This is a genomic window from Microbacterium sp. Gd 4-13 (assembly GCF_003095395.1).
In the GTDB taxonomy this organism is placed as follows: Bacteria; Actinomycetota; Actinomycetes; order Actinomycetales; family Microbacteriaceae; genus Microbacterium.
This window is the reverse complement of the sequence record NZ_QEIJ01000011.1, coordinates 12,296-38,152: the sequence shown is the minus strand read 5'-3', so window position 1 is coordinate 38,152 and position 25,857 is coordinate 12,296. Positions and strand designations below refer to the sequence as shown.

Genomic DNA, 25,857 nt, shown 5'->3' with positions numbered 1-25,857 from the left:
CGGGTCGAAGGTCCCCCGTCGGGCTACCGGGTGTCGTCGTATTCGACCCGCAGGAGAGCCGCCTGCGTGCGCGATCCCACACCCAGCTTGCTGAGGAGAGACGACACGTAGTTCTTCACCGTCTTCTCCGCCAGGCCGAGTCGTTCGCCGATCTGCCGGTTCGTCAAGCCGTCTGCGATGAGCGCGAGCACCTGACGCTCGCGCAACCCGAGCGACCCCATGCGGGGATCGTCGTGAGGCTGTTCGCGCATCTGAGCGGAAGCTCGCTGCGAAGCGACCGCGCTCAACAGGATCTTGCCGCCGGCCACGGCTCGGATGTCGTCGAGAAGAGTCTTCGCGCCGACGCTCTTCAGGAGGTACCCCGCCGCGCCGGCCAGCACCGCGTCGAAAGTGGCGTCGTCGTCATCGTGGGCGGTGAGCATCAGGCACGCGAGCCCGGGCATCGTGGATCGCAGATCCCGGCACAGATCGACGCCGCTGCCATCGGGCAGCCGCACGTCGAGAACGGCGACATCGGGAGCGGCTGCCGGGATCCGGGCGGCCGCCTGCCGAACCGTTCCCGCTTCTCCCACCACTTCCATGTCGCGAGCCGATTCGACCAGGTCCACCACACCGCGCCGCACGATCTCATGATCATCGACGACGAACACGCGAATCACGCACCCACCTCGCTCTCGGAGCCGATGAGCACCGACCAGTGCGCGCGTGTTCCCGTCGGTCCGCTCAAGATCTGCAGCGTCCCCCCGTGAGCGACAGCGCGATCCTGCAGATTCTTCAGTCCGCTGCGACGGCTGGTGTCGCCCATCCCCTTGCCGTCGTCGACCACGACGAGCGAGAGGGCGTCGTCGCCGACGGTGACCTCCAGCGAGATGCTGTCGGCATCCGCGTGCCGGATGCTGTTGGAGAGCAGTTCGGTGACCGCTGCGACGAGGTCATCGGCGAGCTGTCCTCCGACGATGTGGTCGACCGGCCCTCCGAACCGTATCGAGGGGGTGCGCAGCAGCGTGCCGGAGGCCGCGGCGACGCTGTCGATGATGCGGTGGCGTACCGACGTGGCGTCTTTCGACGACAACGCGAAGACGATCGTGCGGATCTGGGAGATCGCGAGATCGACGTGGTCTGTCGCCTCCTGTATCTGATGACGGCGAGAACCCTCCGGCAGAGCGGCAGCGACCGACAGCAGCGTCATCTCCGCACCGAACAGCTGCTGGATGACGTGGTCGTGCAGATCGCGAGCGATCCGCGCGCGGTCTTCCGCGAGGATGGTGCGCTGCTGTTCGGCACGGGCGTCCGCGAGCTCCAGCGCGATACTCGCCTGCAACGCGAGATTGGCGAGGACCTCCGCGTCCACCTCCGAGAACGCCTTCTCCCCGGGAGACCGGGAGACGATGATCGCGCCCCACGAGCGAAGACGAGAGCGCAGCGGCACCGCCACCGACGATCCGGCGGAATCCCTGGCGTTCACCCGCAGAGGATCGTCGGTCGTGCCCTCGGACGCGCGCACCACCACCCGCTCCCCGTCGACGAGAGCGGGCGCCGCGAAGGTCTGCGCCGTCTGCACGCGGGGGTGGATCGTGATCTCGTCGGGGCCGCGCCAGGCGGCCACTCGTGCCTCCCCTTCCGACTCCGACGCCGTCACGATGGCAACCACCGCAGCGCGCGAGACATCGCTGACCCGCCCCGCGATGAGGTCGAAGGCGCCGTGCGGGGGCGTGCTCAGCAGGGCAGACGAGAGCTGGGATGCGGCGGCCATCCAACGCTCCCGCAATCGGGCTTCCTCGAAGAGCCGGGCATTCTGGATGGCGAACCCCGCGGTGGTCGCCAGGGCGTCCAACAGCTCCTCGTCCTCCGCGGAGAACACGCCGCCGCGCCGGTTCGTGAGGTAGAGGTTCCCGAAGACCTCCTCGCGGACCCGCACGGGGACGCCCAGGAAGGAGTCCATCGGCGGGTGGTGAGCAGGAAAGCCGACCGCACGGGCGTCGTCACCGATGTGCGGCATCCTGATGGGCCGCGGATCGGCGAGGAGAGCACCCAGCACACCGCGTCCCCTCGGCAGATGCCCGATGAGCGCCGCAGCATCCTCATCCACCCCGACGTGGATGAACTCATCCAGCGACGTGCCGTCCGGCGAGACGACGCCGATTGCTCCGTACTCGGCGTCCACCAGCTCCACGGCCGCTTCGACGACCCTGGTGAGCACCGTGGGGAGATCGATGTCGCCGACAACCGTCTGCACGGCGTGCAGCAGCGCACGAAGACGACCCTGCGTGGTCATGACGCGCTCCGCCGTCGTCATCAGCACGGCGATCGCTCGGTCCAACTCCCCACGGGGTTCGTCGGGAAACGAAAGCGGTAGAACGCTGTGCATCTCACCCCCTCATCTGCGTTCAATCTAGGGTCCGTCGCCCCTGACCGCTAGGGGGACGACCTCGCCCGAGCGAGGGGACCTTCGGCCCTGACGTTCCCATCCGGTCTCGGGTGCGATGGAAAGCACACAGAGGAGTTCCGATGCCCATCACGCCGTCGACGCCACCGTCGACCCCCGAGACCACCGCACCACTCGTCACCGCTCTGTCGGCGGCCGAATGCTGGGCATTGATCGAGCAGGGCGAGATGGGCCGGATCGCTCTGGTCGACCCCACGGGCGACCCTGAAGTGTTTCCGGTGAACTATCTGAGCCGCAAGCGTATCGTCTACATCCGCACCGCGAACGACAGCAAGCTGCGTCACATCCGCTCCCATCCCGCCGTCGCTCTCGAAATCGACGGGGCGGACGGCGCGCTTCGCTGGAGCGTGCTCGTCCGCGGCATCGCCCGGCAGGTGACGTCGGACGAAGAGCTGCGCGAGAGCGGCGCCGCGTCGTTGCGGACGGCGACTCCGACACCCACGCGCTACGTCATCCGTATCGAACCGACCGCCGTGAGCGGGCGGAGGTTTCGCGAGTCGGATCGCCCGACGCACGACGCACCCGGCCCGCGGGATACTCGCCCCCGCCGGCCGGAGCCGACACGGCCTCACCCCATCCCGCACCTGCCGCCGTTCTCTCGGTGATCGTCACCTGATGACCGCTGTGATGGTCGCCGGGGCCGCGATCATCTCATGGCTGGTGGACCCGAGAAGAAAACGCGCGATCGCCCCGCGCCCGTGGGTTCCGACCACCACGAGTCGCGCGTGGACGGCGAAACGGTTCAGGACGTCGGCGGCATCACCGCGTTCCACGACGCGTACGACGCGGAGGTCGGGGTAGTCCTCGGGAATTCCGGCGAGAGAGATGGCCTGAGCCTCCTCGGCCAGCGCCTGAAGGTTGTCGAAGTATCCGGCGGGGTACCCGTCGAACTCCACGCTCAGCGGCACAGGTACCCACGTCGTGACCACGGTGAGCGTCTGGCCGTCGCGGTCCGCCTCGGCTGCGCCGAAGGCGATCGCTGCTTCCGACAGGGAGGAGCCATCCGCCCCGACGACGATGCCCTCTCGATCCGAGAGGTCGATGTCGGGAACGACGATGACCGGGCAATGGGCGCCGGCCGCGATGCGCACCCCGTGGGGCCCGCGCCGCACACCGCTCCCCGGCCCCCGGTAGTCACTGCCGATGACGAGAAGACGAGCTGAGACGGATGCTTCGACGAGACGCTCGACCGGCCTCCCCTGGTAGACGAGGGCCGTCACTGCAACCCCCCGAGCGCGGGCTTCGTGCGTGTAGCGCTCCAATCGTGCGCCCGCCTGCTCCATAGCCCTCTCGAGGACTTCCCCCTCCCCGATGACGCCGAGAGGACCTCCCACCACCGTCACGAGGTGAAGCACGCTGCCGCTTCTCGCGGCGCGCTCGATCGCCCACGAGACCGCTCGTCGCCCCGCGTCTCTGTCGTCGACGTGGTCGGCGACGCCGACCACGATCGTCCCGTTCACGGGGCCACCCGCCCGAGCGACGGCGTCATCTCGGGCGTACGCGAACGGACGTCGGGGTAGGCCGAAGAGGTGTCGGTGGTGATGTTGATGGGTTCCGTCGGAGGGAGGGCCAGATCCGCCGGGCTGATCGGTGCCGGACTCGTGAAGCTGAGTCGATCCACGTCGTTGCTCCTGTCATCTCGTCGTGCGGGAAGGATCCCCCGCATCGATCGTCGCGCCGCCGAGGACGCCTTCTCGGGCCGAAAGTCCCGCGGTCTCTGAGCTCGGTCCGCCCAGGGCGCGGAGGGCGTAGAGGATGGTGGCCACGTCGACGAGTTCCTGGATGAGCGCCCCGGCCACCGCGGGGATGGCACCGGAGGTCGCGATGATCATGAGAGCCGTGCTCAGCCCGATCCCGATCCAGATCGCCGTGATCGCGACCCGTAGGGTGTGCCGGCCGATCGCGACCGCCTCGGCGACCTTCGACAACGAGTCCACCAGCACCACGACGTCTGCAGCGTCGCCGGCAGCTGTCGCGCCGCGCGCTCCCATGGCGACTCCGATGTCGGCGGCGGCCAGCACCGGCGCATCGTTGATGCCGTCGCCCACCATCATCAGCGGGCGTGGAACCATCCGCGCGGCATACTCCACCTTCTGGCCGGGGAGCAGGTCGGAGTGGACGACGTCGATTCCCACCTGACTCGCGATCGCTGCGGCCGTCGATGGACCGTCACCGGTGAGCATGACGATGTTCTCCACCCCGTGGTCGCGCAACCACCCCACCACCTCCGCTGATTCCGGGCGCGCGGGATCGGCGAGCACGAGCACTCCGGCGAAGCGCCCGTCGACCGCGACATACGCGGCCGCCTCCCCGCCGTGAAGGGTGATGGGAACTGTCTCGGGCGCGACTTCGGCCACGTAGCCGGGCTTGCCGACAACCACCTCCCGTCCGCCGATCACCGCGGACACACCCAGAGTGGCCACTTCGTCGGCATGATCGGCAGCCCCCAGTGTCAGACCCCGCTCGCCGGCTGCGCGGCGAATCGTGTCTGCGAAGACGTGTGTGGAGTACTGCTCCGCCGAGGCGGCGAGACGAAGCAACTCCTCGGCGCCGAACGGCGACGCGGGCCGCACCTCCGTCAACCGGGGGCGACCCTGCGTCAATGTACCCGTCTTGTCGAAGGCGGCAGATCGCACCCGGGCCAGCTGCTCGATGACTCCGCCGCCTTTCACGATGACCCCCGTCTTCGCGGATCGTGACAACCCGCCGAGGAAGGCCACCGGGGCGGCGATGAGCAGCGGGCACGGCGTCGCCAGCACCAGCACCTCGGCGAACCGTTCCGGTAGCCCGGACACGATCCACGCTCCGCCCGCCAGGACGAGGGCCACCGCCGTGAACGGAATGGCGAATCGGTCTGCGAGGCGCACCACCGGGGCCCGGGAGGACTGCGCGCTCTCCACGAGGGCGACGATCTGCTGGTACTGGCTCCCCGCGCTCGTCCGCTCTGCTCGCAGACGCACGGCCCCGGTTCCATTGACGACGCCCGACAGCACGTGGTCCCCCCTGACCCGCGAGACGGGGAGGCTCTCACCGGTCAGCGACGATTCATCGAAAGTGCCGTCGTCGCTGATCAGAACACCGTCCACGGGGATGATCTCCGACGGGCGGATGAGCAGCGTGTCGCCAACCCGCACGTCGGCGACCGCCACCTCCCGCGTATCGGCCGAGCCCGCATCATCCGGTCGTGTCAACACGTGAGCACGACGCGGAGAGCGGTCGAGCAGGGAGGTCAGATCACGCTTCGCCCGCCGTGTGGCGTACTGCTCGAGAGCTTGCCCACCCGAGAGCATGAGCACCACGATCAACGATGCGACGTACTCCCCCACGGCCAGGGTCGACACCATCGCGACGACGGCGAGCACATCGAGCCCCACGTGACCGGCGAGGACATCTCGCACCATGCCCACGAGCGTCCACGCGATGAATGCTCCCACCCAGGCCGTCGCCGTCCAGCGCGCGATGTCGTCCCTGCCCATCACCGACAGGACGATGACACCGCCGAGCACGACGGCGGTGCCGGCCAGCGTCATGAGGAGGATACGCCGGGGGCGGGTCACGCCGCGTGCACCAGTGAGAACACTCGACCCGATACCGCGCGCGGAGTGATCCGCACCCACCGGTCCTTGACCTCGGGAGCCCACGATTGCAGACCACGTCGCTCGAGCGCCTCGATCTCCGCGGACCTCTCGATCTCGGCGGCATCGCCCTTGACGACCACGCTGAACGCCTCGTCGCGGTCGAAGCCGTCCACCTCGAAGGCCACCGAGCGGTGGATCGTCACTTCCAGCAGCTTCGTGCCCGGCGAGGTGCGGAAGACGATCGCTCGTTCGACCACGAGGTGGTTGACCGGATAGATGTCGATCTCCTCCGCAACGCTCACGGCAATGCGCCCATACGGTGCATCGGCGAGGGCCTGCCAGCACTCCTCTTCCGAGAGGGGGCGCGTCACACCCGGTTCATCGACGTCGTGAGCCATCATCGCGGGTCCGCTCCTCACCGGGTCGGCGTGGCGGACACCACCGCGCTATCGCCGGCCGACGCTCGCCCCACATCGATCAGACCTCGCCGCGGGAGCCAGCTGACGACGCCGAGCAGCGCGAGAACAAGCACCAGCTGCACCGTGCCCGTCGTGAAATACAGGAACTGCAACCAGGACGTGCCACGGATCACCCCGGTCTCCACGAAGATCCAGATGAGCATCCCGAAGCCGGCTACCGCCGACCACAGCAAACCCGCCTCCCGACGCGTCAGCAGAAGCGTGGCCGCGAGAGCCTGCGTTCCACCGACGACGACCATCAGGATGACACCCGGCCACACGAAGGAGACGAAAGGGCCGTCGGCGAGGAACGAACCGGGCATGCCCATTCCGTCCGTTGCGAGGATGAGGATCCCGCCGACGATCGCCGTCAGCGCTTGGAATAGAGCGAGGGCGATCAACGACCACAGAATGATGGATCGCAGGCGCGCAGGCATGTCAGGAACTCCTCATCGATCGTTGGGGTGAGAGTGCCGACAATCCGCTCAGGACGACGAGTCGGGTCGAGGACCGACCTGCGCGCACGCCCCGTGGGGCGGTCATTGCACTCGTCCTGAGTACTCGAAGACGAGTCGAGCGAGCACCTTGCCGGAGAGGACCTCTGAGATCGCGTCATTGACCTGGTCGAGGCTGCGCGGCTCCGCGATGATCCTCGTGCGCCCCGCCGCATGCAGGGCGAACACCTCCGCGAGGTCCTGCCGCGTACCCACGATCGACCCGATGATCGAGATCCCCTTCAGCACCGTCTCGAAGATCGGCACCGTCATCTCCTGATCGGCCGGAAGCGCGACGCAGATCAGGCGCCCGCCGCGACTGAGCGAGGCGAATGCCTGCTCGAACACCCTCGGGGACGCTGCGAGAACGATCGCGACATCGGCGCCGCCGAGCTGCTGGATGGCGGCGACGGGGTCGACGTTCGCGGCGTTCACGACGTGCTCGGCGCCGAGTTCTCGGGCGAGGTCCAGCTTGGCGTCGTCGACATCGATGGCGACGACTGAGCCGCCCATGATGCGCCCGTATTGCACGGCGAGGTGTCCGAGGCCACCGACACCGAACACGGCGACCTTCTCCGTGGGCACGATGTGCGCGACTTTGAGCGCCTTGTAGGTGGTGACACCCGCGCACGTCAGCGGGGCGGCGTCGACCGACGAGATCCCGTCCGGGACGGGCACGGCGAAGCGCGCGCTGGCGATCGCATATTCGGCGAAGGCGCCGTCCATGGAGTACCCGGTGTTCTGCTGCGACTCGCAGAGCGTCTCTCGCCCGTCGATGCAGTAGCGGCACTCGCCGCACGCGTACCCGAGCCAAGGCAGCGCGACCCGCTCCCCGACGGCCCGGCCGGTCACCCCGTCGCCGAGCGCCTCGACGATCCCGACGCCCTCGTGTCCGGGAACGAACGGCGGGCTGGGCTTGACCGGCCAGTCGCCGTGGGCGGCGTGAATGTCGGTGTGGCAGAGACCGCACGTCTCCAATCGCACCAGGATCTGGCCCGGTCCCGGCTCGGGGATCGCACGCTGCTGGATCTGCAGGGGTTCGGTGAACGAGATGACGACGGCGGCTTTCACGGCTGCTCCTTCGGATGATCGCGGGAGTGCCCCGCTCGAGGATGGGACCGGCGGCCCCTACGCTCATCCGACTTTCGTCACATCCGCGGCCGGCCAGAGGGCCGAAGGTCCTCTCGATCACGATCCGGCGGCCACGGTACGTCCGCCCGCCGCAGGATCGCTTCGCCCGGGAGGGACGACGTTCGCCGTCCCCACATCCGTCCTGACCGCGGCCGCACGCCGACGACGTGAACTCGAGGGGCGATCGCGATCGGCCCCCGGTCGAATGATCACGATCGCCCCTCGTCACCACGCAGGTGTGGCGGAAGAGACGAGTCCCACAAACTTGCCTCGCCGTCATATTCCTGCGGTGCGCTCGCGATCCACGGGACCAAAGTCCCGCGGGATTGCGCCGCCGCACCCTTACCGCGAAGACTGCGAGCCGGGCGGTCTCCTCCGTCGCAGAATGCGATGACGGAAGCGGATCGGGCGCCGCCCCGATCGGCCCTCAGCGGGTCTCCTGTCGCTCGGGCGACCACCGTCGTATGATGAATTCATCATCTCGCTATGCGGCAGTGATCGTTTATCCCGAGGAGGGCCTGATGGGTCTGGACACCGGCGAGCGCCCCCTCTACGAGATCAAGGCGAACCTGTTCAAAGGGCTCGCCCACCCCTACCGCATCCGGGTGCTCGAGATCCTCGCGGGCGTGGGGGAAGCCCCGGTCTCGGATCTCATCGCGGAGACGGGGCTCGAGGCGTCGCATCTCTCGCAGCACCTCTCCGTGCTGCGGCGCTACGGACTGGTCGTGTCCGAGCGTCGAGCGAGCGTCGTGTACTACCGCTTGGCATTCCCGCAGGTCGCCGACCTCTTGCGCGTGGCCCACCTGCTCCTGGGCGAACTGCTCCAGGACTCCCAGCGGCACCAGGCCGCGGCACTGACCCTGCCGGTCATCGCGCCCCGTCGATGAACGCCCCGTCAGGGTCGATTCGATCGTTGCTGCCCCGCCGTCGGGACTACAGCGAGTTCCCCTGCAGCTGGCGCCGAGACCTCACCGCCGGGGTCATCGTGGCCATCGTCGCCCTCCCCCTGGCGTTGGCGTTCGGTGTCAGCTCGGGCATGGGAGCAGAAGCCGGCCTGGTCGCGGCGATCGTCGCCGGCCTCGTCGCCGTCGCCGTCGGCATCGGCATCGCCATCGCCGGGTTCTTCGCGCTGCGCGCGCTCAGTGCGGCGAGCGGTGTGCACCGGGAGGAGCTGCCGGGGCCGCCCGTCGTCGGCGATGAGCGCATCGCCCTGTTCCGCATCGATGGTTCGCTCTTCTTCGGAGCGGCCGAGCGGATCCTCGACCGCATCAGCGCTCACGCCGGAATCGAGGTGGTGGTCCTGCGCCTGTCCCAGCTGCAGCTCATCGACGCCACGGGCGCACGCACCCTCACGCAGCTCGCGACCTCACTAGAACGACTCGGCATCACGGTGCTCATCAAGGGGATCAGAACCGAACACGTTCCCGTGCTCGAACGATTGGGCGTCATCATCTCTCTCCGACGCTCCCGCCATCTCTTCGCCGAGGTGGATGCTGCGATCGCGCACGCCCGATCCCACATCGGCCGCACGGCCGCGGCGAGCGGATGAGCTCCGACACCGGCGACGCGGCCGGGCGGCCCCGACAGGGCCCGCCCCCGATCCGCATCCGTCGCAGAACGCTGCTGCTCGGCGCCGGTGCCCTCACAACGATCGGGGCGGCGAGCTATTGGCTCACCGAAGGACAGCCCCCGAACCCGGGGGCTGCGTTCACGACACCCCTGCGGATTCCGCCGCTCCTGCAGTCGGACGTGCTCGACGGCGAGAGGGTGTTCCGTCTCGTGGCGCAGGCCGGTGATACCGAGCTCGTCCCGGGCACGAGGTTCGCGACCATGGGATTCAACGGCACCTACCTGGGGCCGACGATCCGGGCCCGGCGGGGAGAACGCGTGCGCATCCATGTCACGAACGACCTCACCGTGCCGACCACCGCGCATTGGCACGGCATGATCCTTCCGGCGACCCAAGACGGCACGCCCCACCAGAGCATCATCCCGTCGCAGACCTGGACCGCGGCCTGGCAGATAGACCAGCCGGCTTCGACGCTCTGGTACCACCCCCATCCCCATGGACAGACCGAACTGCAAGTCGGCCGGGGCATGGCGGGCCTGTTCCTCCTCGACGACGACTCTTCGCCCGATCTCCCCTCCGACTACGGCGTCGACGACATTCCGCTGATCATTCAGGACATCGCGGTCTCTTCCGGCGGGGGCTCCCCCGGCACACCCGTGACCAGTCCAATCGGGCGGATCGGCAATACCGTGATCGTCAACGGCACCCACGAGCCCCGCTTCGAAGCCTCGACGAACCTCGTGCGCCTCCGCATCCTGAACGCGTCCGCTGCCCGCTGCTACAACCTCGAGCTGTCGACGAAGGATGCCTTCCACCTCGTCGGCACCGATGGCGGTCTGCTCCCTTCGCCCGAGCCACTCACCCGGCTCCTGCTTTCGCCCGCTGAGCGCGCCGAGATCGTCGTGAAGCTCGCCCCGGATGCAGACCTGGTACTCCGCTCGGTTCCCCACGAACTCGGGATGAGCCGTGGAGACAACATCGCCTCCGGCGCCGAAGACACCCTGGGTATCCTGCGCATCGCCGGGCCCCGCACCGCCCCGGCGCGGAGTGTGCCGATCTCTCTGCCGTCCTCGGCACTCCCGCAGCGGGCGAACGCCCTGATCGAGCGGCATTTCACCCTGGGCGACACGACGATCAACGGCGAGAAGATGGACATGACCCGCATCGACACCGTGGTCGCCGCCGGCAGTACCGAGGTGTGGACGATCGAGAACTCCTCGAACCGCGCGCACAACTTCCACATCCACGGCGCCCGATTCGCCGTCCACACCGTGAACGGCGACGTACCGGCCGGCCCCCTGCGCGGGCCGAAAGACACCGTCTTCATTCCGCGCGGCGAGACCCTCGAGCTGATCGTTCCGTTCAGCTCCTTCGCCGACCCCGCCACCCCGTACATGTACCACTGCCACCTGCTCTGGCACGAAGACCAGGGAATGATGGCCCAGTACGTCGTCGCCGATGGCGGACTTGCGACCGGGCCTTCGCACGATGGGGCCGGACGGCACCACTGACCAGAACGGTTCGACCATCACTGCCGGTGAGGGCGAGACGGTTGGCGCCTCTGCATCTCGCAGGGCCCTTCTGTGCCCTCCGGCTGCCGAACGGTTCCTTCCGCGGCCCGTTTCTCCTCCGTGCGGTCGCGCCTTGCGTCCCACGGCACCGCGGGCATGCGCGACGGGCCTGGTACGCCCCGGGAAACGAAAAGGGCCGACCTTTCGGCCGACCCTTCTGTGTTCCGTCGGGATGACAGCAGAACCTGCGGTGGTGCTCCTGGAGGCAACCCACCGCGCTTCGCTTTCCTGCCAGCGGTCGACGTTCTTCCTGCGGGCACTGGATCTACTGGCCTAAGCCAGAACGCGCGTCGCTCCCGAGGAACGCGCTCGTCGCCACCCGCCGCGCTCCAATGGAGCTCACGTCAGGTCAGGAGCCACCAAAGACCCAAGGCGCTTCACCTCTGACGTCGGTGACGCTGCACGCTGGCAGGCCACGACTGTAAGCCGAATATGAAAGGCCTCAGACCATGAACTCGATACGAGCGATGACGCCATCAGGACCGAGGGACGTTATCGACGACTCGAAGCCAGGCCGAACGTCTGGTTGATCCGACCGTTCGCCCTGTACCCGTTCGAAGAGCGTCCCGTCGAACTCCGCCTCCGCGGTGAGAACCCTCTCAAGCTCCAGCGATGCCAGCGCGCGGACCACGCTGTGATGGGCGCCGACGAAAATGCGCGCGCCAATACCGCCGACACGAACGAGGATCTCCTGACCGAGCCATGACTCACCGAAGTCCGACCGTTCGACGAGTTGCCTAGACAAGTCCACCGGAGACCAGCTGTCACGCTGCCAGGCCTGCGAAACATTCAGATCACCCACAAGGGCTGCCCGCGCGGCAACGCGGTGACGCTCAAGCCGAGCAATGATGAACTCATCGAGTTCAAACCTCCACTGAGGCCCTTCGGCCTCCGTCCCCATCCCCGGCGACAAGGCTGAGCGTCTCAATCCCCTCGGCGACCAAGCGTTCTCGGTTGATACTTCGATGGTGGGCGCCTCATCATCCGGGTCGATGGAATGCAGTGAGATCTCGTGCTCGTTGGAGACGATCGCCGTCGCAAGTGCTGGGATTGCTCTGCCCTGATACCGAAGCGCATCCACCTGGCGGACGGCGTGGCCAAGCGCCTTCGCGACGGAACTCGCGTGCTGCGTCCCCTTACATTCAAGGACGCGATACCGGCGAGACGTGGGCGACTTGTCCGGATAGGACAGCAAGTAGTCCGGCTCTAGCGAACCGCGCTGATCAAAATCGCCGGCGGGGTGACCAGCAATCACACCGTTGAGCAGCGAACGTACGGGTAGAGCTTCGATGGGGCCACTCGCACCGTCCGATCGACACCAGGTCTTGGCCGCCAGTACGCCGAAGGCCACCCCCATGTGTTCAGATACCAGCGCACGATCATGGTCGAAGACATTGGCAACCGCAGATGCTCTAAGGATGAGTTTGGTGTTTCGGTGGTCAAACGCGCCCAGGTACCGAATCCAAGCCCACTGACGGGAAAAGCGCTCGAGGACTGCACTTGATCCACCGAGGGGCGTGGCCCGGGCCAACTCGAGCAGGGCATCCATAGGCCTCACACTTAGTACGCCGTGGAGGGACGGAACCGCGCTTAGCTTCTTGGTGGAGTAGTAGTTCGCTGGAGCATGCGTCGCGGGCATGCGGGCCTTGGTAGCCCTACTGTTCGCCTGCTTTGCCGCCCGAGTAGCGTCCGCTTCCATCGCCTTGCGAGCGCTGATCAGTAGTTTGTCATCGCTGTACGCCGACATGTCTGTCCTACACACAAGAGCTGAGATCTCGTCGAGCATGCCTTCACCAACCATTCAGTTCGGGTCGCTCTACGGAGGGTCGGTGGCAGTCGACTTCGAAACCAAGACTGAATGCGTCGTCGTCGACGGGGAACCGCTTGACGCGCTCGCAAGACTGCTCGTTCACACGCTTTACGGGAGCCACGGCCACAGCCTAGAGGAGGGGTTCGAGGGGAGCTGTCTGCCCGGACATGCCTGAGGCTGCAACCTCCTGATGGTCGTCGTTCCGGAGTGTGAAGAGCTCCGCCCGACCCTGTTCACTGAGGTCGATTACGGATCTGCGCCCCCCTGGCTCCTCGCAATCAGCTCACGGGACAGGTGGGTCGCGGCAATGCCCGATCATGCCGGCCATGCGACAAGTCGGGCACCTTCGTGTCCTCTCGAGTAGTCATTCCGACTTGTCGCGGCGCGTGAGCAAACACGGCTGCACACACCGGTATGGTCGCGACATGGACCCCGAAAGTTGGGCCGCGGTCGGCTCATTCACCCTCGACGCGCTCGCGATCCTCATTGCCCCAGCGGCGGCCCTCACCGGTGCGCTTGGGGGTGCTGCCATCGCAAATCGTCGGGCCGCGCAGCGGGAGCGCGAACAGCGCGCGGAAGCACGCCGCGACGCGGCACGGGGCCTCATGGTCGAGTTGCTGCATTCGGGCAACGCATGGAGGATCAAGCTCCAGCACTCAAACATCAGCGCCATCATTGACTCGATGCGAACGCCCGACGAGGACGACAGCACAGCCAAGGGCGACACAGCAAGTGAGCTGAGAGCACTGCGGGAGCGGCTTGAGATGGCCTTCACGGACATATTGCTCCGCGTCGAGAACGTCGAGTTGCGCACCGTCATCGAGCACTGCCGAGCCGAAATGGATCGGTCCCGGGAGGTGACGGGCGCCGTAGACAAGAGGATACGGGAGAAAGATCTAGGGCTCTCAGCGGAAATGCGTGCAGTCTTCGATTACGTCCAGAGCTTTGGCAGTGAGCTCCGCACGATGGAACAGGCCGCCATTCCGTACTTTGCCGCCGCCATCAGGTAGCCCCGGGCTCACGTCGCATCGGCGAGCGCTACTCATTCCCCCATCGTGATGATCGGAGGCTAGCAAGCGCGCAGGCGATACGTTTGCCGCATGGAACTTGCGCGCAAACTGGAACTCATCGACAAGCAGATTTCGGATGCTAATGGTGGCTTCCCAGAGGACTTTGAGGCCTGGCGCAATCGGACCGAGGTGGTCGTTCGAACGATCTTTGGTGACCCGAGTGTGATCCTCGGCAAGTTCAACGAAGTCAGTTACTTTCCGGGTGTGTGGTGGGAGGGAATGGATACCAGCGGCTACCAGCCCGCGGGTGTCAATGAAGTCGTCGCGATCCTCAACGCAGCGAAGCTAGAGCTGGAAATCGGGGCCGAGACGATAGCACCGGCCGAACCCACAACGACCGTCCTACCGTCAACACGGGTGTTCATCGTGCACGGGCGTGATGACGCGCGCAAGTTCGAGCTGGCATCCTTTCTGCAGAACCTCACAGGTGAGCAACCAGTCATTCTCCACCAACAGGCGAACGGCGGGCAGGTTCTCATCGAGAAGCTTGAAGAGCACGCTGGTCGCGCAGGGTTCGCCGTGGTTCTCTTAACAGGCGATGATGTGGGGCGGGCGAAGGAATTGGACGCCGCAGACGCACGTCCTAGGGCCCGGCAGAACGTGATCCTCGAAATGGGCTTCTTCTTCGGCCTCATCGGTCGCCAGCGAGTCGCGGTTCTATACGAATCCAACGTGGAGCTTCCGAGCGACATAAGCGGCCTCGTCTATACCGAGGTCGACGCCGCAGGCGGCTGGAAGCCCAAGCTCGCGGCAGAGCTTGACCGAGCCGGGATCAAGGTCGACTGGGCCAAGCTCGCACAGGGATAGAGCCAGTGCGCTTAACCGATATTGACATACACGCGCACAATTCGCCCGTCGTTCTCTTCTGCGTACACCGGGTAGATGCCGTCGCCCCAAGCCGTGCCAAAGGCGAAACCAGCTCCCGCGTGTCCCTTCTCGAAGGCCAGCTCGCCGTGTCCACCGCCGCTCAGCGTCGCCTGGCACGCTACATCGTACGAATAGTGGAACACCGTGTCCTCGGTGCGCTCGACCTCGCCGTCGACAGCGAAGGGCTCCTGCCTCCAGTCCGCGTCGACTTAGTAAAGATCGGTGATCATGAGCCGCCCACTGTCCACCGCAACCCCGCCGATGTACTCGACTTCGATGGTCTTCGGAGGCTCCTCCACAAATGGCTCGACCACGTCACGCGGCTCATTGTCGTCGTCGTGACCGTCTTCGAGGGCAAGCATCGCGCGGAAGCCTTGAGTTCTAAATCGGTCTTGCTCCAGTTGTGACTTTTAGGGGTAAAGACACACTGAGCGGGAACGAAGAAGGCCCGGACCATGCGACTTCCGCATGGTCCGGGCCTCTTTTCCGTCGGGATGACAGGATTTGAACCTGCGACCCCTTGACCCCCAGTCAAGTGCGCTACCAAGCTGCGCCACATCCCGGAACTGCCCGCACGCGGACAACTCCACTATCCTACCCGGTCCTCAACCCTGCCGCGAACGCGTCGCACCCCGTCGACCTCGAGCGCCACGACGACCGCCGCCAAGACCACCGCTGCGACGACGTACTCGCCCGTTGGAAGAAGGCCTGCACCCACGGCACCGAGCACGGCAGCGACCACCACCGCCGACACCCATCTCGCGATCTGACGGCGCAGCAGCACCGCCCACACCACCGCAAGAAACACGGCGGCCGGCAACGTCAGGGCGAGTCCGGCGACAGCATCCGGCACTTCCGTCTGCCCGGTGACCTTGTCGATCTCGACCTCCACCCCGGCCGACACCGCCCCACCGCCGCGAAGATCGCGCAGTGCGGATACCCGAACGCGAACCCGCGACGGGCATTCGAGAGGGCCTCGTGCTGCTCGCGGATGCAATAGATCCACCAGATCGCGGCGGTGATGACGAGACCGGATACGGCGAGCCACAGCAGATCCACCAGGTGCTCGCCCGCGGCGAGCGCGTCGATCAGAGCGTTCGAGCACGCAGCAGACTCTCGCCGAGCAGCCGCAACGTGAACAGGGAAGAAGGTCCACAGCTGCCAGGCCTCGGGCAGCCCGAGGCGCGCCACCCACAGCACCTGCACGCCGGTGATACCGACGGCGAAGCGCACCGCGGTGCCCCTCGAAGCGGGATCGGATGCGGCGAGCCGCACCCACTGCCCGACCATCGCCAGCCGCATGATCACGTAGCCGAAGGTCACCACCGTGTCGTCGAACTCGACCAGCTCGAGCGCACTCGCCACGCGACCCGACGCATCTGCATCGCGCGCACTCATGCGCCGCAAGCCCATCCGGGACAGCACGCCGCTCACCTCATGAGTACGGGGCGTGCAGCCCGCCTACGATGGAGCGAACCCGGAGGACACCATGCACGAGCAACGAACGGCGACGCTGCCGACGTGGACGTGGGGCTTCGTGCCCTACGCGGTGCTGTCGGTCATCCACGTCGTTGCGCTCGCCCTCGGCGCCGACGCCCTGGCCGGTCCGACCAAGCTCCTCCTCATGCCCGCGCTGGCGATCGCGGTGCTGTGGGCCGGGCGCGGCACGGCCTGGGGCGCGCCGTTCTCGCTGCTCTTCGTCGCCATCGCGCTGTCGTGGCTCGGAGACGGCGCGGCGACGTTCTTCCCCTTCGCACCAGAGCTGCCGGTGATGCTCGGATGCTTCGGACTCGCCCATCTGGCCTACATCTGGCTCTTCGCGCGCGTGCTCCCGACGCGTCCGCTTCCCGCGTGGACAATCATCTACACCCTGTGGTGGGGCATCTTGCTCGCGGTGCTCTGGCCGCGCCTCGGAGCACTGACCGTGGCCGTCGCGATCTACGGGGTGGTGCTCGCGGGAACGGCCGCCACCGCCGCTCGCACCCACCGGATCATCACGATCGGGGCGGCGTTCTTCCTCGCCTCCGACACGCTGCTCGCGTTCCGCCTCTTCACCCCCGAGGCGATGCCGCCGGTGACGAGCCCGCTCGTGATGCTCACGTACACCGTCGGCCAGGGCCTGATCGCGGCAGGCGTCGTGATCGCCGTCCGGCGGCAAGAGCGGACGGCCGCCCGATGACGGCGGCATCCGCGCGCGTCGACGCCTGGTTGTGGGCGGTGCGCGTCTACAAGACCCGGTCGCTGGCCACCGCCGCGTGTCGCGCCGGCCACGTGCGCGTCAACGGCGAGAAGGCGAAAGCCGCCCAACAGGTGCGGCCCGGAGACGAGTTGCGCGTGCGCATCGCCGGGTTCGATCGCATGTTGGTCGTGCGCGAGACGATCGTGAAGCGGGTCGGCGCCGTGCAGGCCGCGGCCGCCGCGGAAGACCGCACTCCCCCGCCCCCGCCGCGCGAGAGCACGCCCTTCGTGCCAGTGCGCGACAGGGGAGCCGGTCGTCCCACCAAACGCGATCGGCGCGACATCGAGAAGCTCCGCGGGCGCGACCTCGAGCACTGAATCCAGGCCTGACGCTCTCGTTGCTCCCTCCCCCGGCGGTCGCCGCGGGAGTTATCCACCGATGCGCCATCTTCGCCATCCGATGTCGTAGGTATGTTCGATAATGTATGCATGAGCTTCTTCGACGACATCCACCAGCACCTCGGTGTGCTGCGCGACGTCGTCGGCGAGGTCGATGCCGGTGCGCTGCCGACGACGGTCGCCGAGGCGCGTGACGCTGACGTGCTGCGCATGATCCGTGAATCGACGAGGGTCATCGAAGCGCTCGCCTCGCTGCGCATCGCTGCCTCAGGAGTGCTCGCCGCGCGGTCGCGGCGCGAGCAGGGCCACGATGGCGTGGCCGCCGGCGAGGGCCACCGCAGCGCAGTGAGTCTGGTGCAGGAGATCACCGGCACGACCCGCACCGAAGCCGCCAAACAGGTGCGGCTGGGCGAGTCGCTGCTCGACGGGGCGAACCTGCTCGGCGCGGCACGGGCACCGTCGGCTGACGATGCCGTGGATGCAGCGGACGCCGGCGACGACGCGGGCTCGGCGAGACCGGTGCGTGAGCCGTGGCACGCCTCGCTCGGGCGGGCACAGTTGGCCGGAACGCTGAGTGCGGCGCAGCACCACGCCATCCTCCGCGGTCTCGGCGATCCCCCTGCGCCTGGCGACTGCACCGTCGACGCGGAGTTCGCCGAGGCGTGGTCATTGGCCGCAGTGCAACTGACCGAAGAGGCTACCCACCGCACGGTCGAAGAGCTCGCGGCGGCGGCGCGAACGATCCGTGACCGACTCGACCCCGACGGAGCGGAGCAACGGTTCGCCGCGCGCTTCGACGGTCGCTCGTTCCGGATGTGGAAAGACACCCACGGTGTCTCGCACGGGCACCTCACCTTCGACGACGAGTCCGCCGCCTTCCTGCAGAGCGTGTTCGACTCCGCCCTCCGGCCTCGCCGCGGCGGACCCCGCTTCATCGCCGACGACGAGAAGGCCGCCGCCGCTGAGCTGCGCGACGATCCGCGCACCAACACGCAACTCGAGTTCGACCTGCTCCTCGACATCCTGCGCGCGGGCGTCCTCGCCGATGCGAAAACCGTGCACGGCACCCGCCAAGCCGGGGTACGCATCGTCGTCACCGACCACGCGTGGCAGACGAGTCACGACGGAGCCCCCGCGGTCGCACACCTCGAAGACGGATTGGCGGCTGTGCCCGCGTGGGTCGCCGCACAACGCGCCTGCGACAGCGGCACCCGCACCGTCTGGGTCGACGGCGCCGGCGAGCCCCTCCGCCTCGGACGCGAACAGCGCCTCTTCAGCTCCGGGCAGCGCCTCACCCTGGCCCTTCGCGATGGTGGATGCCGCTGGCACGGTTGCGACCGCCCCGCCTCGATGTGCGAAGCCCACCACATCGACCCCTACTCCGAGGGTGGCCGAACCGACACCGACCGCGGCATCCTTCTCTGCCGGTTCCACCACATGCAACTCCACCACCACCGGTGGCGCATCACTCGAGAGGGCGACGGCGACTTCGTGCTCCACCCGCCACCCGCACGAGGAGAACCATCCGTGCTCGTCCCGCGGCTCGCACTCACCTACGCGTGGGCCGACATCTCGCCGCCACTTGCCCGGTTCCGCCCACCACCGGGGGCGGCAGCACCGACGAACTAGGCCAGCAGGTCGAGCAGCCAACCCGCGCCGTGCACCGTGGCGCCGAGAGCGCGCACCCGATCGGCGAGCGCACGGTCGCTCGTGACCACGACCACGGCCCCGGCCGCGGCCCCGGCCCCCGCCCCGGCCGCGGCCGCGGCCGACGAGTCGACGAGCGCCGCGGCCGACGAGTCGACGAGCGCTGCGGTCTGCGCAACGATCTCGTCGTCTCCGGATGCTTCGGCACGAGCGATCACGACGCCCTCGGGCGCAGCATCCACCGTCTTCGCCTGCCCCTCGACGACCGCGACGATCGGGGTGAACCAGCCGGTCGCCCCCAGACCCAGAGCGGACGCGGGCACTCCCGACGCCGCGAGAGCGCCCAGCCGCTGGATGAGCCTGTCGGCGGCGCCGGCGCGATCGCGCCACCAGCCATCGGGCACCGAGCCCATGACATTCGCGACGTCGACGACGATCGTCGGGCGCACCTCCAGCAGAGGGCGCAGAAGCCTCCACGCGTCGGCGAACGAGGGATGCAGCGGTCGCCGATCGACCTCCTCGACCGCAACCCAGGCGAGCGCGCGGCTCTCGGGATCGCTGATCACGGGCTCGAACGGCACCACGACATCGCCGACGAGGGTCGTGTAACTCCAGACACCGAGGTCGAAGACGTTCACGAACCGCGGCGCGACCGACTCGGCCGGAACCCCGGCTTCCTCCGCCGATTCGCGCAGGGCGGCATCGTGGGCCGACTCGCCCTGATGACGCGCTCCGCCGGGAAGCGCCCAGGTGTCGCCGTGATGACTCCACGACACTCGATGCTGCAGCAGCACCCCGCGCTCCGGATCGAGGGCGAGGAGCCCCGCGGCACCGAACCGCCCCCAGTAGCGCTCGCCCTCGGGCGTCTCGACCCACGCATCTCCGGGATCGCGTGGCCCGTGCGGGCGACGCGGCTCACCGGGAGCGGGCGGCACGATCGTCATCGCACCAGCCTGTCACAACACCCGCACGACGAAACGGCACCGTCTCGGCGAAACCGCCCCGAATTCGGAGGATCTCGACGAGACGATGCCGTCTCGAGACGCGACTCAGCGCTGGCGACGCTCGCGCACGCGCATGTTCAGCACGATCGGGCTTCCCTCGAAGCCGTAGATCTCGCGCAGGCGACGCTGGATGAAGCGACGGTAGCCCGGGTCGAGGAACCCCGTCGTGAACAGCACGAAGGTCGGCGGACGCGTCGATGCCTGGGTGCCGAACAGGATGCGGGGCTGCTTGCCGCCGCGCAGCGGATGCGGGTGCTCGGCGACCAGCTCGGCGAGGAATGCGTTGAACTTGCCGGTCGGAATGCGCTGATCCCACGACTCCAACGCCGTCTCGAGCGCGGGCACGAGCTTGTCGAGGTGACGGCCGGTGCGCGCCGAGATGTTCACGCGGGGCGCCCACGCGACGTGCGCGAGGTCCTGCTCGATCTCACGCTCCAGGTAGCGGCGACGGTCCTGGTTCTCCATCTCGGGGGTGTTCATGAGGTCCCACTTGTTGAAAGCGAGAACCAGGGCACGGCCCGACTCGAGAACGAGGTCGATGATGCGCACGTCCTGCTCGCTCAGCGTCTGCGAGACGTCGAGCACCACGACGGCCACCTCCGCCTTCTCGAGCGCGGCCGAGGTGCGAAGTGACGCATAGAAGTCGGCACCCTGCTGCAGGTGCACCCGACGACGAATGCCGGCGGTGTCGACCAGACGCCAGACCTTGCCGCCGAGTTCGACGATCTCGTCGACCGGGTCGCGGGTGGTGCCCGCGAGCTCGTTGACGACGACGCGCTCCTCGCCGGCGGCCTTGTTCAGCAGCGACGACTTGCCAACGTTCGGGCGACCGAGGATCGCGACACGACGGGGTCCGCCGATCTCGTGACCGGCGACGGCCGAGACCTCGGGCAGCACCTTCATCATCGCGTCGAGGAGGTCGGCGACGCCGCGACCATGGATCGCCGAGACCGGGTGGGGCTCGCCGAGACCCAGGCTCCACAGCGCTGCGGCCTCGGACTCGTGACGCGCGTCGTCGACCTTGTTGGCGACGAGGAAGACGGGCTTGCCGCTGCGACGGAGGAGGCGCACGACCTGCTCGTCGGTGGACGTGGCGCCCACCATCGCGTCGACGACGAACAACACGACGTCGCACAGCTCGATGGCGACCTCGGCCTGCAGCGCGACCGACTTGTCGATGCCGCGGGCGTCGGGCTCCCACCCGCCGGTGTCGACCAGCGAGTAGCGGCGGTCGGCCCACTCGGCCTTGTAGGTGACGCGGTCGCGCGTCACGCCGGGAGTGTCTTCGACGACGGCCTCGCGACGCCCGATGATGCGGTTGACGAGCGCCGACTTGCCCACGTTCGGGCGACCGACGATCGCGACGACCGGGAGCGCCGGCAGGTACTCGATCGCATCGCCGCTGGCCGTGATGCCCGCGAGCAGCTCGGCATCCTCCGCGTCGAGGTCGAAGTCGTCCAGCGTCGCGCGCAGGGCCGCCGCGCGCTGCTCGGCGAGTTCCTCGTCGAGGTCGGCGAGCTTCTCTTCGAGCTGGTCGGGACCGCCCTCGTACTCTTCTTCATCGCCCATGGTGGGCTCCCATCTTCTGATCGACGACCTCGAGCACGGCCGAGACCGTCTGCTCGAAGTCCAAGTGCGTGGAATCGACGACGGTCACGCCGTCGGCGGCCGTCTGGAAATCGACGACCGTGGAATCGGATGCGTCGCGCCGCCGGATCGCGTCGGCCACGGCCGCCGCATCCTGACCCTCTAGTTCGGCGCTGCGCCGCGCGGCACGCACCTCCGGATCGGCGGTGAGCAGGATGCGGACGGGCGCATCGGGTGCGACCACAGTGGTGATGTCGCGCCCTTCGACGACGACACCGGGGCGGGCCGACTGCGCGACGAGCGAGCGGAACAGGCCGTTGAGACCCTCGCGCACGCCCGCGACACGCGCCACGCCGCTGACGGCGGCGGTCACGCGAGGTTCGCGGATGGCCGAGGCGACGTCGGTGCCGCCCACGGTGATCGCGAAGTCGTGGGGCGCGAGCGAGATGTGCACGTCGAGAGACTCGAACGCGGCGAGCGCCGACGCGGCGTCGTCGGTGTCTCCCCCGGCCTCGAGCATCGACCATGCCAGCGCGCGATAGACGGCGCCGGTGTCGAGGTAGCCGTAGCCGAGACGTGCGGCGACGCCCTTCGAGACGCTCGATTTGCCGCTGCCGGCCGGACCGTCGATGGCGACGACGACGGTCTCGTCGAACGGGCGGGGATCAGTCATGGGTGTTGTTCGCAATCCGCCACCCGCGCGCCTGGAGTCCCTCCGAGGCGCGATGGACGGCATCGGGGACGACGCTGATCTCGGCGAGGCCGAAGGGCGCGCCCGGAGAGTGCTCGAGCCGGAGGTCTTCGACGTTGACGGAGAGCTCACCGAGCTCGCCGAAGAGGCGGCCGAGCTGGCCGGGGGTGTCGTCGACCATGACGACGATGGTCTCGAAGCGGCGGTTCTGGCCGTGCTTGCCGGGGAGACGCTCGACGCCGTCGTTGCCACGGCGGATGGTGTCGGCGACGGCACGACGCGCACCCGGCGCGTCGGGGTGACGCAGCGCCTCGGCGACGCGGGAGAGGTCGCCTGCGAGCTCGTCGAGCACGTCGACGACAAGGGCCGCATTCGCTCCCAGGATCTGCACCCACAACTCGGGCGCCGAGGCGGCGATCCGGGTGGTGTCGCGCACGCCCTGCCCGGCGAGACGGAGCGAACCGTCGGGTGCGTCGACGAAGCGTCCGGCGAGAAGACTGGCCACCAGCTGCGGCACATGCGAGACGACGGCGACCGAGCGGTCGTGCTCTTCGGGCGTCATCTCGATCGGGGTCGCGCCGAGATCGAGCGCGAGCGCCTCGACGACGGCGAGATCGGCCGCGGTCGTCTCGCCGTCGCGGCAGACCACCCACGGCCGCCCGATGAAGATGTCGGCGCGGGCCGAGATCGCGCCGCCGCGCTCGCGACCGGCGAGCGGGTGCGAACCGATGTAGCGGGAGAGGTCGACGCCGCGCGCCTGAAGCGCGCGAAGCGGCTCGAGCTTCACGCTCGCGACGTCGGTGACCACGGCGCCGGGGTGCGCGGCGAGCTCGCGCTCGATCACGTCGGCCGTCACGTCGGGGGGCACGGCGACGACGACCAGCGCCGGCGCGTCATCCGGGCGAGGAAGCCGGCCCGCGCCGTAGTCGACGGCGAGGCGCAGCTGCGCGGGAGACGTGTCGTCGAGCGCGACGTCGACACCGAGTGCGGTGAGGGCATGACCGACGCTCGCGCCGAGGAGGCCGGCGCCGACGACACGAACGGTGCCGCGCACACGCGGTGCCAACGGCACCGGCGGGCGTACGGACGACGCGGTCGAATCGCTCACGGTCTCTCCTGGTCACCCGCCTTCGAGGCGGGGCACGGCGCGGGTGGAATGCTCACTCTTCGGCCGACGGATCGTCCGTGCGGGGAGGGGCGTCGTCGGCAGCGGGTTCGGTGCCACCGTCACGACGCGACAGAGTGAGCAGTGCGCCGCGCTCTATCGTAGTCAATTCGCGGGCGCGCCCAACCGGGAGCGGCCCCAGGGAGAGCGGACCGAAACGCCGCCGGACCAGGTCGACGACGGGGTGACCCACCTCGGCCATCATGCGGCGCACGATCCGGTTGCGCCCCGAGTGCAGCGTCAGCTCGACGATGCTGAAGTCCTCCGACGCATCCAGCAGACGCGCCTTGTCGGCCGCGATCAGGCCGTCCTCGAGCTCGATGCCCTTGGTGAGAGCGGCGATCGTCTGCGGCGAGACACGCCCCTCGACCTTCGCGATGTACATCTTGGTGACCCCGAACGAGGGGTGGGCGAGCACGTGCGCCAGGTCACCGTCGTTCGTCAGGATCAGCAGACCGCTGGTGTCCGCGTCGAGGCGACCGACGTTGTAGAGCCGCTCGGGCCATTCGTCGGCGTACTGGCGCAGATCGGGGCGACCGCGCTCGTCGCGCATCGAGCTGACCACGCCGGTGGGTTTATTGAGAATGACGTACCGCTTCGACGTGTCGAGCTGCACGGCCACACCGTCGACGTCGACGAGGTCGGTCTCGGGGTCGATGCGACTGCCGAGCTCGGTGACGACGACGCCGTTCACGCGCACCCGTCCCGCCACGATCATGTCTTCGCTCACCCGCCGCGAGGCGACGCCCGCATTGGCCAGCACCTTCTGCAGGCGAACGCCCTCGGTGTCCATCTCCGTCATCTCACGACCTCCGCATCGAATCCTGCCGAACCGTCGTCGAGCAGCGGCGCGATGCGCGGCAGCTCGTCGAGGGAGTTGATACCGAGGTTGACCAGCAACGCATCGGTCGTTCCATAGTGGATGGCGCCCGTCTCAGGGTCGGCGTACGCCTCGGTGATGAGCCCTCGGGCCAGAAGCGTCCGCACGACCGAGTCGACGTTCACGGCGCGGATCGCGGCGACCTGTCCCCGCGTCACGGGCTGCTTGTACGCGATCACGGCGAGCGTCTCGAGCGCGGCCTGCGACAGTCGTGACGGGGCCTGGGTGTTGACGAACTCCGAGACGAGGTCGTCGTGCTCGGCGCGCACGTAGAGCCGCCACCCGCCGCCGACCTCGCGCAGCTCGAAGCCGCGACGAGGTCCGGTGCCCCGCCCGTCGTAGTCGTCGACGAGCATCTCGACCGCTTGGCGCACCGCGGCCACCGGCGCGCTGACGGCGGCCGCGAGGCTCACGAGGCTCTGCGGCTCTTCGATCACGAGCAGGATCGCCTCGAGCCGACGGGCGATCGATCCCGTGCCCGCTCCCCCGTTCGGTGGGCCGGCCGGTGTCTCATCGGTCATAATCTGCTCCCAGGGTGGCGAGGTTCTCTTCCGACCAGCGCGCGGCGCTCCAGCTCAGCGTGAGTTCACCCAGCGGCTCGAGCTGCTCGAACGTGAGGGCGGCGTGGCGGTACAGCTCGAGCACGGAGATGAACCGGGCGACGACGACGCCCGGTTGGGCGACCCCGGCGACCAGTTCGCGGAAGGTGAGGGTGCCGGCACTGCGCAGGAGCGTCACGACGACCGCCGCCTGCTCGCGGATGCTGACGAGGGGCGCGTGCAGGTGGTCGAGCCCGACCTGGGGGATCTCCTTCGGTGCGAAGGCGAGCAGCGCCAGGGCGGCGAAGTCGTCGACGCTGTGCGTCCAGACGAGGTCGGGCACGGCGTTGCGGTACTTCTCATCGAGCCGCACGGCGCGCACGTGGCGGCGGTCCTCGGCCTGCAGCCCCGACGCGAACCACGCCGAGACGTCTTTGAACGCGCGGTACTGCAGCAACCGCGCGAAGAGCAGATCGCGCGCCTCGAGCAACGCCACCGACTCCGCGTCGACGAGTTCGCCCTGAGGCAGGAGACCGGCGACCTTCATGTCGAGCAGGGTCGCGGCGACCACGAGGAATTCGGATGCTTCGTCGAGGTCCTCGTCGGGCCCCAGCGCCTTCAGGTACGCGATGAACTCGTCGGTGACGCGGCTCAATGAGACGTCGGTGATATCGAGCTCATGCTGGGAGATGAGGGTCAGCAACAGGTCGAACGGTCCGTCGAACACGCCGAGCGAGACACGGAAGCCGTCGCCGGTCTCGTCGATCGGCGC

At 68.2% G+C, this 25,857-nt stretch carries 29 protein-coding genes and 1 tRNA gene; 11 read left to right on the top strand and 19 right to left on the bottom strand.

The genetic code is table 11. The annotated features are described in order from the left end of the window. Window positions 1-23: 23 nt before the first annotated feature. Window positions 24-659, bottom strand: a complete 636-nt coding sequence (locus DEA06_RS15390) for a response regulator transcription factor (protein WP_116648894.1) — start codon at window positions 657-659, stop codon at window positions 24-26. After that, window positions 656-2,275 (bottom strand): GAF domain-containing protein, encoded by a 1,620-nt coding sequence (locus DEA06_RS15385; protein ID WP_165818046.1) that lies wholly within the window; start codon window positions 2,273-2,275, stop codon window positions 656-658. Before DEA06_RS15385 ends, DEA06_RS15390 begins: the two co-directional genes overlap by 4 nt. Before the next feature lie 233 nt (window positions 2,276-2,508). Between DEA06_RS15385 and DEA06_RS15380 the strand changes: the two genes are divergently transcribed. Further along, window positions 2,509-3,051: a pyridoxamine 5'-phosphate oxidase family protein gene (locus DEA06_RS15380; RefSeq protein ID WP_116648892.1), complete on the top strand. Its 543-nt coding sequence runs from the start codon at window positions 2,509-2,511 to the stop codon at window positions 3,049-3,051. Window positions 3,052-3,054: 3 nt separating this feature from the next. Here the strand turns inward: DEA06_RS15380 and DEA06_RS15375 are convergent, their stop codons facing one another. The 6 genes from DEA06_RS15375 to adhP form a co-directional block, all read right to left on the bottom strand. Beyond that, window positions 3,055-3,906: a universal stress protein gene (locus DEA06_RS15375; RefSeq protein WP_116648891.1), complete on the bottom strand. Its 852-nt coding sequence runs from the start codon at window positions 3,904-3,906 to the stop codon at window positions 3,055-3,057. Beyond that, on the bottom strand, window positions 3,903-4,067 hold the full coding sequence (locus tag DEA06_RS16655; protein ID WP_165818045.1) for a hypothetical protein: 165 nt from the start codon (window positions 4,065-4,067) through the stop codon (window positions 3,903-3,905). Before DEA06_RS16655 ends, DEA06_RS15375 begins: the two co-directional genes overlap by 4 nt. A 13-nt stretch (window positions 4,068-4,080) precedes the next feature. Then, the gene (locus tag DEA06_RS15370; RefSeq protein ID WP_116648920.1) at window positions 4,081-5,976 is read right to left on the bottom strand and encodes a heavy metal translocating P-type ATPase; all 1,896 of its coding nucleotides are present in this window, start codon (window positions 5,974-5,976) and stop codon (window positions 4,081-4,083) included. A 23-nt stretch (window positions 5,977-5,999) separates the two neighbouring features. Continuing rightward, entirely contained in the window at window positions 6,000-6,425 is a 426-nt protein-coding gene (locus tag DEA06_RS15365; protein WP_240606982.1) for a pyridoxamine 5'-phosphate oxidase family protein, read from the bottom strand. Between the two features lie 14 nt (window positions 6,426-6,439). Continuing rightward, complete coding sequence (locus DEA06_RS15360) at window positions 6,440-6,919, bottom strand: hypothetical protein (protein WP_116648890.1); 480 nt, start codon at window positions 6,917-6,919, stop codon at window positions 6,440-6,442. A gap of 102 nt (window positions 6,920-7,021) precedes the next feature. Next, on the bottom strand, window positions 7,022-8,047 hold the full coding sequence (adhP, locus tag DEA06_RS15355; RefSeq protein WP_116648889.1) for an alcohol dehydrogenase AdhP: 1,026 nt from the start codon (window positions 8,045-8,047) through the stop codon (window positions 7,022-7,024). A gap of 581 nt (window positions 8,048-8,628) precedes the next feature. On the opposite strand from adhP, the gene DEA06_RS15350 reads away from it, so the two are divergent. From DEA06_RS15350 to DEA06_RS15340, 3 genes are read left to right on the top strand one after another with little or no spacing between them, the layout of a single operon-like run. After that, on the top strand, window positions 8,629-8,994 hold the full coding sequence (locus DEA06_RS15350; protein WP_116648888.1) for a metalloregulator ArsR/SmtB family transcription factor: 366 nt from the start codon (window positions 8,629-8,631) through the stop codon (window positions 8,992-8,994). 26 nt (window positions 8,995-9,020) lie between these two features. Then, window positions 9,021-9,656, top strand: a complete 636-nt coding sequence (locus DEA06_RS15345) for a sodium-independent anion transporter (protein ID WP_240606981.1) — start codon at window positions 9,021-9,023, stop codon at window positions 9,654-9,656. Further along, entirely contained in the window at window positions 9,653-11,188 is a 1,536-nt protein-coding gene (locus DEA06_RS15340) for a multicopper oxidase domain-containing protein (protein WP_116648886.1), read from the top strand. The genes DEA06_RS15345 and DEA06_RS15340 overlap by 4 nt, the downstream gene beginning before the upstream one ends. 502 nt (window positions 11,189-11,690) lie before the next feature. Here DEA06_RS15340 and DEA06_RS16405 read toward each other — a convergent pair. Further along, window positions 11,691-13,034, bottom strand: a complete 1,344-nt coding sequence (locus DEA06_RS16405; RefSeq protein ID WP_133241801.1) for a hypothetical protein — start codon at window positions 13,032-13,034, stop codon at window positions 11,691-11,693. Window positions 13,035-13,077: 43 nt separating this feature from the next. Between DEA06_RS16405 and DEA06_RS16650 the strand changes: the two genes are divergently transcribed. From DEA06_RS16650 to DEA06_RS16400, 4 genes are all read left to right on the top strand, one after another. Further along, a complete protein-coding gene (locus DEA06_RS16650; RefSeq protein ID WP_165818044.1) occupies window positions 13,078-13,233 on the top strand; it encodes a hypothetical protein in 156 nt (51 codons plus the stop codon). 250 nt (window positions 13,234-13,483) lie between these two features. After that, the gene (locus DEA06_RS15325; RefSeq protein WP_116648883.1) at window positions 13,484-14,068 is read left to right on the top strand and encodes a hypothetical protein; all 585 of its coding nucleotides are present in this window, start codon (window positions 13,484-13,486) and stop codon (window positions 14,066-14,068) included. A 90-nt stretch (window positions 14,069-14,158) separates the two neighbouring features. Next, complete coding sequence (locus DEA06_RS15320; RefSeq protein ID WP_116648882.1) at window positions 14,159-14,935, top strand: nucleotide-binding protein; 777 nt, start codon at window positions 14,159-14,161, stop codon at window positions 14,933-14,935. 119 nt (window positions 14,936-15,054) lie between these two features. Beyond that, on the top strand, window positions 15,055-15,402 hold the full coding sequence (locus DEA06_RS16400) for a hypothetical protein (protein WP_133241800.1): 348 nt from the start codon (window positions 15,055-15,057) through the stop codon (window positions 15,400-15,402). Window positions 15,403-15,484: 82 nt separating this feature from the next. On the opposite strand, the gene DEA06_RS15310 is transcribed toward DEA06_RS16400, so the two are convergent. The 3 genes from DEA06_RS15310 to DEA06_RS15300 form a co-directional block, all read right to left on the bottom strand. Next, a tRNA-Pro gene (locus DEA06_RS15310) sits at window positions 15,485-15,558 on the bottom strand. 26 nt (window positions 15,559-15,584) lie between these two features. Further along, complete coding sequence (locus DEA06_RS15305; RefSeq protein ID WP_116648880.1) at window positions 15,585-15,848, bottom strand: hypothetical protein; 264 nt, start codon at window positions 15,846-15,848, stop codon at window positions 15,585-15,587. Then, a complete protein-coding gene (locus tag DEA06_RS15300; protein ID WP_165818043.1) occupies window positions 15,818-16,393 on the bottom strand; it encodes a low temperature requirement protein A in 576 nt (191 codons plus the stop codon). Before DEA06_RS15300 ends, DEA06_RS15305 begins: the two co-directional genes overlap by 31 nt. A gap of 91 nt (window positions 16,394-16,484) precedes the next feature. Between DEA06_RS15300 and DEA06_RS15295 the strand changes: the two genes are divergently transcribed. The 3 genes from DEA06_RS15295 (at window position 16,485) to DEA06_RS15285 (ending at window position 19,201) form a co-directional block, all read left to right on the top strand. After that, entirely contained in the window at window positions 16,485-17,174 is a 690-nt protein-coding gene (locus DEA06_RS15295) for a lysoplasmalogenase (protein WP_116648878.1), read from the top strand. Further along, a complete protein-coding gene (locus DEA06_RS15290) occupies window positions 17,171-17,551 on the top strand; it encodes a S4 domain-containing protein (protein WP_116648877.1) in 381 nt (126 codons plus the stop codon). The genes DEA06_RS15295 and DEA06_RS15290 overlap by 4 nt, the downstream gene beginning before the upstream one ends. Window positions 17,552-17,662: 111 nt before the next feature. Further along, a complete protein-coding gene (locus DEA06_RS15285; protein ID WP_116648876.1) occupies window positions 17,663-19,201 on the top strand; it encodes an HNH endonuclease signature motif containing protein in 1,539 nt (512 codons plus the stop codon). Here the strand turns inward: DEA06_RS15285 and DEA06_RS15280 are convergent. The 7 genes from DEA06_RS15280 to DEA06_RS15250 form a co-directional block, all read right to left on the bottom strand. Then, window positions 19,198-20,163 (bottom strand): NUDIX hydrolase, encoded by a 966-nt coding sequence (locus DEA06_RS15280; RefSeq protein ID WP_116648875.1) that lies wholly within the window; start codon window positions 20,161-20,163, stop codon window positions 19,198-19,200. The two genes, DEA06_RS15285 and DEA06_RS15280, sit on opposite strands and share 4 nt — an antisense overlap. A gap of 105 nt (window positions 20,164-20,268) precedes the next feature. Beyond that, on the bottom strand, window positions 20,269-21,792 hold the full coding sequence (gene der / locus DEA06_RS15275; protein WP_116648874.1) for a ribosome biogenesis GTPase Der: 1,524 nt from the start codon (window positions 21,790-21,792) through the stop codon (window positions 20,269-20,271). Then, a complete protein-coding gene (gene cmk / locus DEA06_RS15270; RefSeq protein WP_116648873.1) occupies window positions 21,782-22,483 on the bottom strand; it encodes a (d)CMP kinase in 702 nt (233 codons plus the stop codon). The genes der and cmk overlap by 11 nt, the downstream gene beginning before the upstream one ends. Beyond that, window positions 22,476-23,609 (bottom strand): prephenate dehydrogenase, encoded by a 1,134-nt coding sequence (locus tag DEA06_RS15265; protein WP_205781305.1) that lies wholly within the window; start codon window positions 23,607-23,609, stop codon window positions 22,476-22,478. Before DEA06_RS15265 ends, cmk begins: the two co-directional genes overlap by 8 nt. Before the next feature lie 52 nt (window positions 23,610-23,661). After that, window positions 23,662-24,468 (bottom strand): pseudouridine synthase, encoded by an 807-nt coding sequence (locus DEA06_RS15260; RefSeq protein WP_116648872.1) that lies wholly within the window; start codon window positions 24,466-24,468, stop codon window positions 23,662-23,664. Beyond that, window positions 24,465-25,067: an SMC-Scp complex subunit ScpB gene (gene scpB / locus DEA06_RS15255; protein WP_116648871.1), complete on the bottom strand. Its 603-nt coding sequence runs from the start codon at window positions 25,065-25,067 to the stop codon at window positions 24,465-24,467. Before scpB ends, DEA06_RS15260 begins: the two co-directional genes overlap by 4 nt. Then, a complete protein-coding gene (locus tag DEA06_RS15250; protein WP_240606985.1) occupies window positions 25,057-25,851 on the bottom strand; it encodes a ScpA family protein in 795 nt (264 codons plus the stop codon). The genes scpB and DEA06_RS15250 overlap by 11 nt, the downstream gene beginning before the upstream one ends. Window positions 25,852-25,857: the final 6 nt, after the last annotated feature.

Bases quoted from the DNA above. Each gene is read 5' to 3' on its own strand.
- DEA06_RS15385 (WP_165818046.1), bottom strand. From the start codon at position 2,275: ATGACCACGCAGGGTCGTCTTCGTGCGCTGCTGCACGCCGTGCAGACG.
- DEA06_RS15380 (WP_116648892.1), top strand. From the start codon at position 2,509: ATGCCCATCACGCCGTCGACGCCACCGTCGACCCCCGAGACCACCGCA.
- DEA06_RS15370 (WP_116648920.1), bottom strand. From the start codon at position 5,976: ATGACGCTGGCCGGCACCGCCGTCGTGCTCGGCGGTGTCATCGTCCTG.
- DEA06_RS15365 (WP_240606982.1), bottom strand. From the start codon at position 6,425: ATGATGGCTCACGACGTCGATGAACCGGGTGTGACGCGCCCCCTCTCG.
- DEA06_RS15360 (WP_116648890.1), bottom strand. From the start codon at position 6,919: ATGCCTGCGCGCCTGCGATCCATCATTCTGTGGTCGTTGATCGCCCTC.
- DEA06_RS15350 (WP_116648888.1), top strand. From the start codon at position 8,629: ATGGGTCTGGACACCGGCGAGCGCCCCCTCTACGAGATCAAGGCGAAC.
- DEA06_RS15340 (WP_116648886.1), top strand. From the start codon at position 9,653: ATGAGCTCCGACACCGGCGACGCGGCCGGGCGGCCCCGACAGGGCCCG.
- DEA06_RS16405 (WP_133241801.1), bottom strand. From the start codon at position 13,034: ATGCTCGACGAGATCTCAGCTCTTGTGTGTAGGACAGACATGTCGGCG.
- DEA06_RS15325 (WP_116648883.1), top strand. From the start codon at position 13,484: ATGGACCCCGAAAGTTGGGCCGCGGTCGGCTCATTCACCCTCGACGCG.
- DEA06_RS15320 (WP_116648882.1), top strand. From the start codon at position 14,159: ATGGAACTTGCGCGCAAACTGGAACTCATCGACAAGCAGATTTCGGAT.
- DEA06_RS15300 (WP_165818043.1), bottom strand. From the start codon at position 16,393: ATGAGTGCGCGCGATGCAGATGCGTCGGGTCGCGTGGCGAGTGCGCTC.
- DEA06_RS15295 (WP_116648878.1), top strand. From the start codon at position 16,485: ATGCACGAGCAACGAACGGCGACGCTGCCGACGTGGACGTGGGGCTTC.
- DEA06_RS15290 (WP_116648877.1), top strand. From the start codon at position 17,171: ATGACGGCGGCATCCGCGCGCGTCGACGCCTGGTTGTGGGCGGTGCGC.
- DEA06_RS15285 (WP_116648876.1), top strand. From the start codon at position 17,663: ATGAGCTTCTTCGACGACATCCACCAGCACCTCGGTGTGCTGCGCGAC.
- DEA06_RS15280 (WP_116648875.1), bottom strand. From the start codon at position 20,163: ATGACGATCGTGCCGCCCGCTCCCGGTGAGCCGCGTCGCCCGCACGGG.
- der (WP_116648874.1), bottom strand. From the start codon at position 21,792: ATGGGCGATGAAGAAGAGTACGAGGGCGGTCCCGACCAGCTCGAAGAG.
- cmk (WP_116648873.1), bottom strand. From the start codon at position 22,483: ATGACTGATCCCCGCCCGTTCGACGAGACCGTCGTCGTCGCCATCGAC.
- DEA06_RS15260 (WP_116648872.1), bottom strand. From the start codon at position 24,468: ATGACGGAGATGGACACCGAGGGCGTTCGCCTGCAGAAGGTGCTGGCC.
- scpB (WP_116648871.1), bottom strand. From the start codon at position 25,067: ATGACCGATGAGACACCGGCCGGCCCACCGAACGGGGGAGCGGGCACG.